The sequence below is a fragment of the Bacillus sp. FSL K6-6038 genome, assembly GCF_038050455.1.
In the GTDB taxonomy this organism is placed as follows: Bacteria; Bacillota; Bacilli; order Bacillales; family Bacillaceae_G; genus Bacillus_A; species Bacillus_A pseudomycoides.
Genome location: NZ_JBBOUH010000001.1, coordinates 886,575 through 901,680, shown reverse-complemented (window position 1 = coordinate 901,680; position 15,106 = coordinate 886,575). Strand labels below are relative to the sequence as shown.

The window sequence follows — 15,106 nt, the reverse complement described above, 5'->3', positions numbered from 1 at the left end:
CGAGGTCATCGTTTGTTTTTTTCTTTTATACATGTGCATTTTTTTAAACATACATATTATATAATATCCCACTATATAAGGAGTGTTATAAGTTGACAGAACCTCTTAATTTTGCTGAAGACTGCCAAAATCAAAGTGTTGTTAATATTGATTGTTTTGGTGCCAGTCCAGATTTACTCGATAATTCCCAAGCTATTCAAGAAGCCATTAATTATTGCGCGGCCAACAATTATTCCAAAGTTGTTATCACCGGGAAGAAACAATATACTATATCCTCTCCTATTGTTATTAAGTCAAATGTACATCTTGAAATGGATCCCACTGTAACATTAATCGTCAAAGGGAATTTCCAAGTGTTTGAACTTCAAAAAAATACTTCAATCTCTGGTGGTTCGATTGAAATCGTGGATAATATCTTTAACTCATCCGTTCTTTATCTTTCTGGTGCCCAACAAATAGAAATTCATAATCATACTTCTATATCAAATATCAATATTATAAACCGTACAACAACTTACCAAGGTATTGCAATTCATTTATCCTGTAAAAAGGCATGGGATTTCATAAGCTTCTTTCAGGCATACTCAATCCAAATCACAAACTTTAATACGGCTATCTATTTAAAAACAGAAAAGCTTGCGGATATAAACAATCCTTGTTGGATTAATGCAAACTCCTTCCATTCTATTTTTATAGATGGTTGTCAGTATGGTATCGAGATTATAGGAAATAGTGCATTACCTTACGAAATTTCAGGGAACACCTTTGCGGGAATCCAAGTTCAATGCCGGAAACAAACAAAAAAGGTAATCCGATGTTCAGGCGCCTATAATATGTTTGAAGGAGTGATATGGGACGTCTTTCGTATGGATGCTCCTCCCCTCGTTATCGAATTCTCTTCCATTTCTCATCATAACTACCTATTCTCAAATCAAGTTTCCACATCTATTCTCGATCGTGGCCTATACAATCGGTGTACCTCACCACATGAAGAATCCCTTCCTATATATCCTCCTCTTGCATTAGGAAAAGCACATCTAGTTGGGAATCAAGATGATATATTAGTAAATGCAAATGTCCGCTACGCAGTGCGCCAACTTTCTGGAAAAGCCCCCTATGGAGGACATATTAATAATTGTTTTAACTTACTCGATGAGCAAAGTGTAAATTACGTGGATGTTCCTAGCACTCAGCCAATTGTAATCGAGTTAGATTTTTCTAAGCAGCCTATTAACATGCTTAATTGCATCGGTATCTATTTTGGATGGAATGAAAGCCCAAGTCGTATTTTAATTGAATATCAACAGAGCCTAAATGGACCATGGGAGGTGGCTAAAGATCTCCAGTTTAATGTCGGAGACACTGTGATTTCAGAAGTAAGGTCAGCTATGTTGTATAAAGTTAAACTAACACTAAGCGGATATACACAAGATCACAAACGCTTTCGGATAAATCGAATATTCGCAAAATCATCTTTACAGTATGGCTCCTCATGGTTGCCAACTACTGGTGGTACATTATATGGAGATTTAGAATTTCAAAAAGGGAATGCTGTGACGTTGACTTCTCCAAATGGAACAAAATGGAGATTGAGTATAAATGATCAAGGGCAAATTAGCACATCTAAACTATGAAAATAGTACAAATTAAGATTCATTTACTTCCATTAGTAGATATTAAAATGCTCCCCTTCGATATCTTCAAATGTTAACGATTCAAAAAACTTTGCGTAACTATCACCTCTTATACCAAAGACACGAAATACTCTAATAATTCAACTTATAAGTAATAATTGTCCCCGTCTCCACATGAATCTAGGGGGCTCCCCCTAAGAAAGCCATGTCCGATTGAGAGAACCTTACAGTTACTGTTTCACTTTATTTGCTTGTCCCCTATCAGAGATTCTGCTCGTAGGCACAGAAGAAATATCAATGGTCGTATCCATACTCTTATCCGTAAGCTCAACAATCGTGTTTCCATGATTGATTTGGTTCAAATCCCACAACATCCCATGAAACTCATTATGTTGCCCGCTCACCTTCAAAACACTTTTTGTTTTACTTGAAGGTTGTATCTGTAAATTGGTAAATTGATTCCCGCTAGCCTCATTCGGTATCGTTGAATGACTATCCATGTAAATCATGTTTACACAATCCTCTAAAGAAAAATTCAGAAACCGATTAGCATTTATCCAAGCATATCCAGAATTCGGTTTATCCACTTTTAACTTTACTCCATTCTTCATTCCTACTACCTTAACGTTTTCGAAGTTAACAAAAGAAATCTCATGTTCTCTTCCACCAGCGTATAACGATATCCCTGTCCCCTTGTTCGTTTCAGACCAATTGATGATATTTATATCCTTTATATGTGTTTTGTTCCAAGTGTTATAATATTTATGTTTACCATCTAAATAGATCACTTCCGAGTTAAAATTCGCATCATCAATGGCAATATAGGCCCCTTCAATTGAAGCATTCTTCTCAAGTTCAATCACCCTGAAGTCACCATCAACAATAAACTGTGTTCCATACCCGAATAACAACTTAACACCTTGCTTCACAACAATAGGTGAAGTAATCTTGTACTTTTTGTCATCAAGCAAAACAGTCTTTATTTTATTATCCTTTGCTTTATTAATAGCTGATTGAATTTTATCAGAATCATTTGTCCCTTTAAAATCCTCAACATATATCTTCTCTTTTCGATCTGAATTAGAATGATTCTGATAGTAAAAAAGAAAAATAATTAGCACTATACCTACGATTAAACCAATCATTTTTTTCATCGTACTCATCCCCATATTTAGCTTCCTTTCTTCGATTCGTTATATATGAATACTCTATTGTTGTCTTCAATTCTTCAATAGCTTCCAGTATTAACACTGTCACGAAACGAGATTAAAAGATAAAAAGACCACCATACATTCTTTATGAACTGATATGATCTCACCTAAGCAGGAAGTATAAAAAATCCACCTTTTTATAAAGTAGCTTTTAAACTTTATCTACAAGAGATATTTTACTAAAAATATAATAATTGGGTTTTAAACCATTATTCACAACTCTTACCTCTTTTATTTTCTTGCAGATAGATGTTTTTTGCAAGCAAAAGGTGTATAGGCTTACCATTTTCTTTTCCTTAAAAATTCACGTCCGAAGTATCAGTAGAAAACATATGGCTCAACCGATCACTTTCTCTTGTAAATACAATAATCTGAGCATGGTGGACCAACTAGTTCACCATATATGCTAGATAAAGTGAAACTTTAATCAGCCCGACCAATCAGGCTTTTACGGGCAGTTAATGCGGGATAAAAGATATCATTTCAATAAAAAGACACTCGATGAAGTGTCTTTTTTGTATTCCTAATATAGACCTCAATTCGATTACATTACCTACCGCTTGAAGAAGTTTTAATTAGCAACCTCTTAATCTTATCCAAACTGTTTGAAAAAAGAATCAAGATTATTTTAGGTGTGGAACTCACCAGACTATTTTTAACCATCCTCCAAAAACCTCCCAAACTCCTTCAAAAACCGTAACCTCAGCATCCCAACAGGACCATTCCGATGCTTCGCTATCTGAATTTCTGTTATATCTTTATGCTCCGTCTCCTTTTCATAATAATCCTCCCGATACATAAGCATAATCACATCCGCATCCTGCTCAATCTGCCCTGTCTCTCTTAGGTCAGACAAAAGTGGGCGCTTATCTTGACGCGATTCCACCCCACGAGACAATTGCGACAGCGCTACGACGCACACATTTAAATCGCGTGCTAGTAACTTCAGCTTACGGGAGATTTCACTCATTTCTTGAAACCTATTTCCACGATATTTTGAATCGCCTGTAATGAGCTGTAAATAATCAACAATAACAAGCAATTTTTTATCTGCATACTTCCGTTTCAGCTTCCGCACTTGCACCCAAATCTCCTGCGTTGTAACGCCTGCCTTATCATAAATCTCTAGAGGCAGATCCCCAATTTCCGCAAATGCTCGACTCGTTTTCCCCCAGTCCTCTATCGTAAAACGATGCTTCGGATTTTTCAGCCTTTTCCCAGATACCTCACCCAAACAAGAAACCATTCGTTTCAATAGTTGCTTGTTGCTCATCTCCAGAGAAAACAGCCCAACTGCCGTACCCGATTTTGCCGCATGAAGCGCAATATTTAAGGCAAATGCCGTTTTTCCCATGGAAGGCCGTGCCCCAATCACAACAAAATCCCCTTCCTGCAAGCCACACGTCATCTTATTTAAAGCTGAAAAACCTGTCTCAATACCAGTAAGTTCTTCTGTATCTTGATGAAGCTCTTCATAAAGATCGACTAACGTATCCTTCAAATCAAAATCAAGTGTGCAATCCACCTCTTCCAGTTCACAAAGTCTTGTAATCGTCTCTCCGATTACTTTCTCATCCTTCTCCGCAAGAAGCCGTTCACACATGCTGTGCGCCATACTTCCCGCCTGATTCATTTTCCAGGCATTCCGAACAAGCCCCTCATAATAGGAGAAATTAGCAGTAGTAGGCACACTCTCGATTATATTTACAAGGTACTCCATACCACCAATTTGCGCCAAAAAAGCAGGTTCCATTTTTGAAACAAGCGCAACAAGATCCAGCGGCTGTCCTTCCTCCTCTATTTTCCGAATCAACTTAAAGATAGCTTGATGCACAGCCGTAGAAAAGTGTTGCTCGGTCAGCCTACACTCCTTAATTAGTTCACCATCAAGAAGCAAAGACCCTAACACCGTCTGTTCAGCCTCAACATTCTGAATGCTCATGGCCGCCATCCCTCTTCCTTGAGGAACTTCTGCAACTCTTCTTCAGACGGTACGTTTTTCTCCCACTCTTCACACTCCTCTAGAAACTTCTCAGTCTCATACAAAGCAGTCGATTCCTTCTTTCGGAACTTCACTGCTGCTTCCTCCACTTCACTAACCTTCGTATATCCCTTTCCGTGCCAATCCCGCAGAATCCCCTTCACATAAGCAAGCGTCCGCTTATTATTTTCAAAAGCGATCTGGAGTGCTTTTAAGACAAGCTCCTCCGATAAATCTGCCATCCATTCACTTAATTCCTCCGCTGCATACGACGACAAACTACCAAAGTTTTGTTCATAAAACATGAACACACCACCACCTGGCTCCGTCCCTTCTACTTCCTCATCCTCTTCATAGCTTTCAATAGATGCTTGCGGAATCATCTCAGATAACTCACCCGGCATACCGAAATGCTCTAAAAGTAGCGGAATATTCATCTCTTCCTCCAAACATTTTTGCAGAAACATATGTACAAACTCTTTACTTTTCACCGTCTTCAGCTCACGTAACACACACTTCTCCATATTCGTATTCGTAACCGGGTTATAGCGCAGCCAATTTAAAATACATAACTCCTTCGTTTCCGCATCATACAATATCTTTCCATACTCAACAAATCGCTGCAGCAACTTCTCAACAGTCTCCCGGTTATAACCCGTCTCCATCTCCGCCAAACGCTTCGGCAACGGATAAATCCCGCATTGCGTCGTCTTCGAACAAGTCAGCAAATATATGTAAAAGTACCTCTCCTCCGGTGTTAAATCGAGTACAAAATCATCCTGCCAAAAATTCACCTGCACATTACGGTATACTGCCATGTTTATTCCTCCTATCCCTTAATGAAACATATGTAATCGGTGGTTCCTTAATGTATATAGGGATAAGGGAGGAAGTTTGGCGGGGTTATTTTATATTTTTTACGATTACTACGACCACTGTTTTTTGAATGCGTGCTTGTAGTAGTTTTTTGTTTTTTATTTTGTTTCTTTTTAGTGATTTATTTGTTGGTAGGGGGTTGTAAGGGGCTTGGGAGGGGTTCTTTTAATCTGTACATGGCCGACTTCTGCACTTATGAACAAAAGAAGTACAGTGTATCATTAAACTGTGTTAACTTAACAAAATTTTGGTGTGGGAATAGTTAGTTTGAATAGGTAACTACATGTCCTCTTTTTCAATCATCACTCTATTTTTTTGTAAAGAATGAATAGTGAGAAAAATGTGATATATTAATGCTATCTAATCATTTTTTTAGGGAGATGGGGCAAATGTCAACGAAAAATGAAACAGTTAAAAATACAGAACTAACGATTTTCAACCACACAGGGAACACCATTGTGACAGAAGACAGAGAAATACAAATTATTTCAAGACTAGAAGAGCCTCTTATTGTTGTTTTAGCAAATGTATTAAGTGATGAAGAGTGTGAAACGTTAATTGAAATGTCTAAAAATAAAATGAAACGTTCTAAAATTGGTGTTTCGCGCAAAACAAATGACATTCGGACGAGCAGTGGTGCATTTTTAGAAGAAAGCGAGATTACTACTAGAATCGAAAGACGAATCGCTTCGATCATGAATGTTCCTGCCCCACATGGAGAAGGATTGCAGATTTTAAAGTATACAGTTGGCCAAGAATATCAAGCTCATTATGATTTTTTTGTAGAAAATAGTACGGCAGCAAGTAACAATCGTATGAGTACACTTGTGATGTATTTAAATCATGTAGAAGAAGGTGGAGAGACCTTCTTTCCAAAACTCAACCTTTCCGTATCTCCAAAAAAAGGAATGGCGGTATATTTCGAGTATTTTTATCAGGATGAATCAATAAACAAACTTACTTTACATGGCGGTGCACCTGTTATCAAAGGTGAAAAATGGGTTGCGACGCAATGGATGAGAAGAAGAGCATTGTTGTAACAAGTAAATGTACCGACTTTATCATTTTAACCGAGAAGACCCCCTCCTCTAAACGAAGTGAAGGTGGGGGATGAATCGGTTTTGTCTTTTTTAAAGAAAATGTCTTTTTTAATAGAACGTACGTTTGTTTTGTTGTATAATGATCTTATCAAACAAAATGAGGTGAGAACAGGTGAAGAAAGCGTATTTTTCGAAACGGATCTATAAGACAGAAATAGATACTGGGAAATTCTTTTTATGTAAATCATATATCTTTCTAATAAAATCGGTACCCGCTTTATGTAAATCTGGGTTTGCTTCTTTATACTCTGGATCTGCCTACTCTGCTAGCCAACAAATAAAAGCATCTTGAGATGACTCACTAGTCGCATATGAAAATAGATTAGATCTCTTGTCCATGATACAATTCTCACCTACGATATACAAATTGTTGTCCCTGTTATATTTATTATTTTCAATACACCTTAATCTCTACTTAACTGCCCCAAAACACTCTTAAACAACATCGAAGAATTCCTAACAACCAAATCCAAAGCCAGCTCTTTAAACTCTCCCCCTTTTCCAACCATCACATTCCCCTGCTCATAATCAATTTTAATTTGAACATCTTGAACATAATAACCCTTAATGGAAGATGCCTTGTCCAAATCAGAATGATCAAGCTCGACCTTCACCTGTTTCGTAAATCGGCGCAGCGTTTTCCAAAGAGCTCGCTCTTCTTTCGATTTCATAAATAATTCAGGAAGCTCTTGTACTTCCTTTAATAATGACATGCTCGTTAACATATATGTTTGAATTCCATATCCCACCGGACAAATGTGATGACCTAACTTTTTCCATGGCTCTAGTTCGAAATAAACACAATCATTTGTTTCATCACCAGGTAGTACATTCTCTCTGTTTATATGGATATCTTTAATCCTTGCGACATGTTGAATCCCACCGTTTTCTCCATACCACTTTTTCGGTGCATATAAGGCTATGTATTTTATTTCTTGCCAGCCTGGTTTTAATTGTGAAACAGGAATTTGATAGAAACCTTCTTTCATATATGTTTCATAATCCTTTTCTGTTTTCACATTACCGACTAATACCTTTTCATCTAAAGAGGATTCCCATTCTTCTTTTGTTCCTCTTGGAAGGATTCCTTCTCTTATAATCTCTTCTGGACTTTTTTCAATGAGATGATCAAGAAATTGTTCTACTAGTCTTGTCGCGTTTGGTAAAAATGGAAAACCGCCAATATTTACTTTTTCAATGCTTTTATAGAAAGGATGATGCTCATATTCTTCCTCTTGATTCCACGGGAATAATACATAAGCTCCATAGGCTGTTCTCTCAAACGGTCCACCTTGATCTACTACTAATGCATCTCGATATCGGTGCATCGTGTTAATATCTTCTTCCATTGGACCCGGTGTCCCATACTGTCTTTTATAATGGGAACCATTTTTGGCAAAGTCGATTCGATATTTAGCATCAAAAATATATTGGTATTGATAGTTTTTCCCTTTCTTCTCAATAGCAAGCATCGTATCCGGCTTTTGAGTGACAGTTGGTAATGCTTTATTTCTTTTTTGAAAATAAAGCTCAATCACTTCATCTGTTTCAGGGTGCCTAAATGTTCTTTTTGCAGTTTTACTTTCATCAAGTGTCACATATAATCCATCTTGCCGAACCTTAATAATATCTTGATTCACTGTTTCATATTTTTTAGATAAAATTTGTCCAAGCTTTAAATACGTCCAATATTCATATAACCTTGCGACGTCCTTTACAGACATTTTAAAGATCTGCCCTCTTAGCGTGAGACCTCTCGATAACATTAGAAAGATTTGATACGCATCCCTATAACCAGCAGCCATTTGAATGACTAGAGAAAAGACAGAACGATCCAATTTCCCGATCCCATTCCAAAACGGATCATTCAACTCGTTTTTCATTCGAGATTTCATTTTTCTTACGTTTTGAATCAAATCATCGTCAATTGGCAAACTCTTAAATCCAGAATCCTTTTCCAAAGATTTAAGTAAATCCTCGATTTTATGTATCACCCTCTGAACCATCCACTTAACAAACCGATTTTCCAATGTATCGTAGGATACTTCCTTATAAGCTGTAATTCCTTTCGATGGAAGCATGTTTCTTCCTACTTCTTGAAACAAGTGAGGTCTTTTTCGTAAGTAATTCATCCCAACAGAATCAAGCCTACGAATTTTTTCTCCTTGTACAAGCTGATGACGTGTAGTAAGCGCATGATGCGGTTGTCTTTTAATATGAGAAATTGCCTTCATAAATCTATGAAAAGAGTCATTTAAAATATGATAAAATTCACTTTTAGATGGATTTGTAGCATAGATTGTTGATGCCCCCAAATAAGTTCTTTTTAATAAATGAAATGCTAGATTATAAATTTCATCGTTCACTTCTTCCAATAAAGCTCGATAGTCATCTTTGTAATCGAGCTTTGATGGAAAAATTTCTAGTGTGACTGTTAGTAGAGACTTTTTATCATCTCGAATTTCAAATGTTGTATAGCCTACTTCATTGGGAAATGAGAGATTTCCCATTAATACTTTCAATGAACCCATTTGAGTAGAGCTGATTGCCTTTCGAAGAGATGGATGCTCATGGTAAAAAGACAATTCTTGATCATTTTTAGGAACGACAACGAGCTGATAACTCCTATTCTCGAAAAAGATAGGGGGGTGCTCGGTTAATTCGCTAAGCTTTTGTAACTGAGCATCATATACCATGATAGAATCACTTGTTCCAGACACATGAAAATGCATCATCTCATCTGAGGCAATGGATTGATGTTTTTTTAAGCTCTCGTATTTTTCATGATAGGGATTCCCTTTGATAGTCAATGACAAATCCGCTGTTTCAATCTTAACTAGCTCTATATCACGATTAGATCCAGAAAGAGGTGAAACCATCATACTCGAACCTCCTTAACATATGAGACAACTTCTTAGCAGAACGAGGATACTTCGCATAAGACATCATATCTTCATTATCAAACTCTTGATTTGTACATAGCGTATATAATTTCTTTAATGCCTCTTCTGTTCTCCCATCGCTCCCTGCAATACGCGGTAAGATTTTTTGATATATTTGATAGTCTAACGCCTCGTCAAACGATAATAGTTCACTTTTTTCATTGTAAGCCATATAAAAACAAATTTCGTCACGTATCCGATACCCGACCTGTGCTCCGATCGGTTCAAGAATTTTATTAACTTCGATTAAAATATGAGATACTTCCTTCACAAGATCTTTATTGAGCTGAAAGCATTCTTTTAAATGAAGAAACGTGGCTGTCAAGGAATGATTAGAAACACATTTTCCCTGTACTTCTTCTACATCCATTAAAAACTCAAAGGAATCTAATTTTACTTGATTAAATTCAATTGTATTCGCACGATCCAATACTTTTTTACTTAACGGATGTGTTGTTTCATCCATGTTGACAGTTCCAATGACGTACACATTTGATGGAATCGTAATTCGTTTCCCAACAATCGATTCTGGAAGAACAGCCGATGTAACAATCTCTCTTCCTTCCCATTTTCGGCTTTCAATGACACTTAGAAAATCACTGAAATAGTACTCTACACGTGCTAGATTCATCTCATCGAGCACGACAAAATAAGGTTTGTCCGGATTCCCTGCAGCTTTTTCAAGAACTTGAATTAACGGTCTTTCCTGAAATTCACCTTGAATATTCACGTAGCCAAGTAAATCAGAGCTATCGCTCCAATCAGGTCGCACAGGAATAAGCGTGAACTGTCCATTTTCTTCAGTTGCCCCTAAACTTTCAGCGAACCACTGAACAATTTTTGTTTTCCCCGTACCTGAAATACCAGACAAAATAACAAAGGGCTTCGTTTTTAAAGAAAGGAAAAAGTTAATAATATCTTGCTTATCGTAATAGAAACCTTTGCTTTTCATATAGGAAGATACATGATCTACAATTTCCTTCCCATTCAAATCCATTTCTTTTTTCTCCTCGTGAATCACTGCACGATTAGTTCCTTTCTCTCTAAAGGCAATGTATCCCTCATAATAGCGAAGCATTTCTTTTAAATCTTCCACTAATTCTGCTTCACTTGGCATTTGTTCAACATCATATGGAATGTATGCAGCTGTAGAGTTGGCATATCCCTTCGCTTTTGGACTTGTACCAAGGAAAATATCATCATCTTTTTTTATTTTTTTAGACATTTGTATATGTTGACGGATCTCAGACTTAATCTTTTCCATTTCCTCTTTAGAAGTTTCCGTTACTCCTTGTGCCATTGTTAAATATAATTGCTTCATATCTTCACTAAATAAATAAACGATATAATACCCTCTCTGCGTCGATGTCGTAATGTCTTTATTCATGATAGCAAGCCATGGCACGGCGGCCCAATTCCCTTGTCCAACTGAGCCCGTAACAATGTACTGATTATGATCGATAAAAGATAAACGAGTTACCTCCGTTGTCATTTCATTTCGAACGACTGAACCAAGTTTATGACCCGCAAATTTTTCCGTTCTTGCCTCTAAATACTCATACATAACAGTTAAAAATTTTTCACGTAAGTTACTATTCATATTATCGTCCTCTTCATCATTTTCTTTTAAATATTGTTCAACTGGAACCCACCTCTCGTTAATTAACCCTACCTTCTCAAGCCACATTAACAAATTATGAGTACGTTCCTTGGCTACTGATTCAACCATTAAATTATCTCCTCGTGAATTTCGAACGATCGTCATTCCTAAATTCACTAAAGCCGCTTTCTTTTCAGCCTTTGAATAACTATTTAAAAGTTCGAGTACAAATAGAACAATTTGAAAATATTCCTGTTTCAAAATCAAATTTCGAATAAAAGCATCCTTATTTTTTGATTCAATATATTCATTTAATAGAGCCCGATTAATCTCATGAGCTTCATCCAAAAAGCCCAATAATCTCAAATCTTGCCGTCCACGAGATTTCACTCTATATAAATTCCCATCAATTTGGTGACTAAGATCTTTCGGATCATATGTATTATCTATTACCTCTTCTAAAAAAGTGATTACTTTATGATATTGCTCACAGGGTAAGTCATCCGTTCTAAATTCTTTAAGTGTAATAGATTTTGAGTCAGTTACATTCACAAAAGGAAGTTGTGAAAAGAAAGCAATCAAAAAAGCACTGTGTTCACTTACTTGTCCAAAATCTTCACTCGTTACCGTACGTATATTTATGAATTTTTGCCAAGCTTGCTGGAGAGTTTCAAAAGTTACCATAAAATATGGATGTGATTCTTCTCCTCCTTGGTACTTCTCACGTAAAAGTTCTGTTTCAACGTATAGTCCTTCATCATCTGTCTTTATAATCAAATAAGATTTACTAGTGTGTATGTCATTAACTTGATTGGTTACTTTAGCGAATTCAATTATGAGTTGGTCCAACATTTTTACCTCCGCAGTTACAATTAATTACAATTACTACTATTTTAACAAACTATATACAAAAGAAAAATGATACGCTATAACTCATGATTAAATAACCTTTCAGGAGGAGATATAGTCAAACATTCTCTTTTCTACTTTGTATTGTCTTTCCGCTTCTGACAAAGTCATTGCCATCACAGCAATCCGCCTATCAATTAAAGCACTTACAGCTCCCCCTTATTTTCATACACAAAAAACTCAAACTCTTCCAGATTTCCTCCAAACAATTTGCTCAACTATAAAATAGAGTTATTTTTCATTATATTGAGATTTTTCAAACGAAACGATATAATTTATTTACATTTATACGCCTTCATACTTAGTTCATAATGATATTTTTCAAATTACTTCAATTAAATAGGGAGGTTTTAATCATGTCTCAATCCACCAATCGCACAAATACAAGGCGCATAACAGGAAACATCTTCAAAGGTTCAGTTGGAAATCTGATTGAATGGTACGACTGGTACGTCTATTCTGCTTTCGCCGTGTATTTCTCAGCAGAGTTCTTCCCTAAGGGAGATTCGACCAGTCAACTGCTTAACACGGCAGCAATCTTTGCCGTTGGCTTCTTAATGCGCCCGCTAGGAAGCCTACTGATGGGGCGTTATGCCGATCGCCACGGCCGACGTGCTGCACTGACGCTTTCCATCACCATCATGGCCGGTGGTTCGTTAATCATTGCCTGTACCCCAGGTTATAGCACCATTGGTATCATGGCCCCTATTATTCTAGTTCTCGCACGTCTGCTTCAAGGGTTGTCATTAGGTGGAGAATATGGAACTTCGGCTACATACTTGTCCGAGATGGCAAGCAGCGGCCGACGTGGTTTCTACTCGAGCTTCCAGTATGTAACACTCGTTGCTGGACAGCTGGTAGCACTAGGTGTTCAGATCGTCCTCCAGCAAATACTCAGCGAACCGGATATGAAGTCTTGGGGCTGGCGTATTCCCTTCATCATCGGAGCAATGGGAGCAGTAGCTGTATTGTGGCTGCGTCGTACGATGGATGAATCGGAGCAGTTCTCAAAAATGGGTTCTGAAAGCCGCGAGAGCGCTGGAACTATTCGGACTCTGATGAAACATCCTAAGGCAGTATTAACAGTGGTCGGGCTAACACTCGGTGGAACTGTTGCCTTCTATACTTACACGACGTATTTACAAAAGTTTATGGTGAATACTGTAGGTCTTCCTAAAGAAGTCGTTAGCTGGATTAACTTTATCGCCCTATTGGTATTCGTCGTACTTCAACCACTCGCTGGTATGTTATCCGATCGGATTGGACGGCGTCCGCTATTGATTGGTTTCGGCATCCTCGGAACTTTGCTGACAGTGCCACTGTTTCTAATCATGGAGCAAACGAAGTACCCTATCGTTGCTTTCTTGCTTATGATGGTAGGTCTCATTATTGTCACCGGTTATACTTCCATCAATGCAATCGTGAAAGCTGAGCTCTTCCCGACTGAAATCCGTGCCCTTGGCGTAGGATTCCCTTACGCAATCACTGTTGCAGTATTCGGCGGAACGGCGGAGTTCATCGCATTATGGCTGAAAAGTATTGGGCTCGAGTCGCTCTTCTACTTCTACGTAGCTGGCTGCATTGCCATAAGCTTCATCACTTATTGGCGTATGGCTGAGTCATCTAAAACCTCTCACATCGAGGCCGAACTGACCGATGAAAATACGTTAGCTGCTCACAAGTCTGGTTCACGACACTCTTAAATGTCATAAATAGCTATTTTAAAACGATAATTCAGCTTAAAAATCCCTTGTTTATCAAGGGATTTTTTAGGTAAGAAACCTTTCTTGATTATTTACATTTTTCAGCAGTAATGTAGAAGTAATAAACATCAGTATATTGAATAAAAAAACTCCAACTTTCGGCTGAAAAGTTGGAATTCCACTTATCTTTCTATCATTAAGAGGTACTCTCTTCTCACTTCACAAAACACTTTAAACCCTACCTATAATAACTCATCTTCCAAAAAACTACGAATCCACTCTTTAAATTTTCCAAAATTAAAAAATCCTAAAAATCATAATGCTACAAAGGGATTATAAAACAGAACAGACCACGAAATAAATAATCATGGCCTGTCTGGTTTTATGAAAACATCGTATATGAGGCCCTAATACAGTTAAAGGAATCTCCTTCTACTTGTTTCCTATTTCTATTGTAATGCTCCAATCTCCATCCGTATGTACTCAAAAACTGTATGTGCCTGTGTTTTTGAATACTTGAAATATAGAACCTTCATAGCTTCCAATTTTATTTACTAATAAGTTTTGATCATTTACTTTAACAATGAAGTTTTTGGAGCTATTATTAGATAAAGATATAAGCAAAAGGGGCCTATTTCATACAGTTACAATATATTTTAAAACGCACCTTGATCCCTTTTTAAATAGTTACCATTGTCATCATAACATTCAATAGCAGTACCTATAAAGCCTCTCAGGAGTAGTTTTAACATCTCTAAATCATTTATAAAAACACTCATCCAAATAGAAAAATACCCTCTCGCTATCGCCGTTTCAACTATTTGTTCTCTAAAGTCTATAGAATCATTTCGTTTCAAACGATCTAGAGCTCTCTTCGCTACTTGCCATGCATCTCTTCTTTCTCTCCATCTTCTATCCTTTTGCTCTGCATTGACATTTGGATTATCCGACGGTTCTTTATCTAAACCTACTAACTTAATCATCTTTAATGCCATATGACGATGGCCTTGTTCTAAATTCGGATTTACTTCTATTCTCCCTGCACGAAGCAAGGGCAACAAAATAGTTAGTTACACTCATTCTTGTAAAACTGCACACAAACCTACCCGTCGTATATAATGAATGGTACCAAAGAGCTATTGCCGGGCTT

Annotated in this window: 9 protein-coding genes and 1 pseudogene; 3 read left to right on the top strand and 7 right to left on the bottom strand. The window is 37.2% G+C overall.

Going from position 1 to position 15,106, the window contains the following annotated elements; translation table 11 throughout:
• Positions 1 to 92 precede the first annotated feature (92 nt).
• On the top strand, positions 93 to 1,634 hold the full coding sequence (locus NSQ40_RS04580; RefSeq protein WP_003195599.1) for a hypothetical protein: 1,542 nt from the start codon (positions 93 to 95) through the stop codon (positions 1,632 to 1,634).
• 230 nt (positions 1,635 to 1,864) lie between these two features.
• On the opposite strand, the gene NSQ40_RS04575 is transcribed toward NSQ40_RS04580, so the two are convergent.
• From NSQ40_RS04575 to NSQ40_RS04565, 3 genes are all read right to left on the bottom strand, one after another.
• The gene (locus tag NSQ40_RS04575) at positions 1,865 to 2,803 is read right to left on the bottom strand and encodes a hypothetical protein (protein WP_003195598.1); all 939 of its coding nucleotides are present in this window, start codon (positions 2,801 to 2,803) and stop codon (positions 1,865 to 1,867) included.
• 697 nt (positions 2,804 to 3,500) lie between these two features.
• Positions 3,501 to 4,787, bottom strand: a complete 1,287-nt coding sequence (gene dnaB, locus NSQ40_RS04570; protein ID WP_033796877.1) for a replicative DNA helicase — start codon at positions 4,785 to 4,787, stop codon at positions 3,501 to 3,503.
• Positions 4,784 to 5,644, bottom strand: a complete 861-nt coding sequence (locus tag NSQ40_RS04565; protein WP_097787184.1) for a DnaD domain-containing protein — start codon at positions 5,642 to 5,644, stop codon at positions 4,784 to 4,786. The genes dnaB and NSQ40_RS04565 overlap by 4 nt, the downstream gene beginning before the upstream one ends.
• Positions 5,645 to 6,091: 447 nt before the next feature.
• Here NSQ40_RS04565 and NSQ40_RS04560 point away from each other — a divergent pair, with 447 nt between their 5' ends.
• Positions 6,092 to 6,742, top strand: a complete 651-nt coding sequence (locus NSQ40_RS04560; protein WP_097787186.1) for a 2OG-Fe(II) oxygenase — start codon at positions 6,092 to 6,094, stop codon at positions 6,740 to 6,742.
• Between the two features lie 213 nt (positions 6,743 to 6,955).
• Here the strand turns inward: NSQ40_RS04560 and NSQ40_RS04555 are convergent.
• The 3 genes and pseudogenes from NSQ40_RS04555 to NSQ40_RS04545 all read right to left on the bottom strand — a co-directional run.
• Positions 6,956 to 7,141 (bottom strand): annotated as a pseudogene (locus tag NSQ40_RS04555) (PD-(D/E)XK nuclease family protein); the annotation flags it as partial.
• 65 nt (positions 7,142 to 7,206) lie between these two features.
• A complete protein-coding gene (locus tag NSQ40_RS04550) occupies positions 7,207 to 9,681 on the bottom strand; it encodes a restriction endonuclease-like protein (RefSeq protein WP_041488985.1) in 2,475 nt (824 codons plus the stop codon).
• The gene (locus NSQ40_RS04545; RefSeq protein WP_041488286.1) at positions 9,656 to 12,196 is read right to left on the bottom strand and encodes an MrcB family domain-containing protein; all 2,541 of its coding nucleotides are present in this window, start codon (positions 12,194 to 12,196) and stop codon (positions 9,656 to 9,658) included. The genes NSQ40_RS04550 and NSQ40_RS04545 overlap by 26 nt, the downstream gene beginning before the upstream one ends.
• A 413-nt stretch (positions 12,197 to 12,609) precedes the next feature.
• On the opposite strand from NSQ40_RS04545, the gene NSQ40_RS04540 reads away from it, so the two are divergent.
• Positions 12,610 to 13,956 (top strand): MFS transporter, encoded by a 1,347-nt coding sequence (locus NSQ40_RS04540; RefSeq protein ID WP_033796874.1) that lies wholly within the window; start codon positions 12,610 to 12,612, stop codon positions 13,954 to 13,956.
• 656 nt (positions 13,957 to 14,612) lie between these two features.
• Here NSQ40_RS04540 and NSQ40_RS04535 read toward each other — a convergent pair.
• Positions 14,613 to 15,017 carry a hypothetical protein gene (locus NSQ40_RS04535; protein WP_033796873.1) on the bottom strand — a complete coding sequence of 135 codons (405 nt, stop codon included), beginning with the start codon at positions 15,015 to 15,017 and terminating at the stop codon, positions 14,613 to 14,615.
• Positions 15,018 to 15,106: the final 89 nt, after the last annotated feature.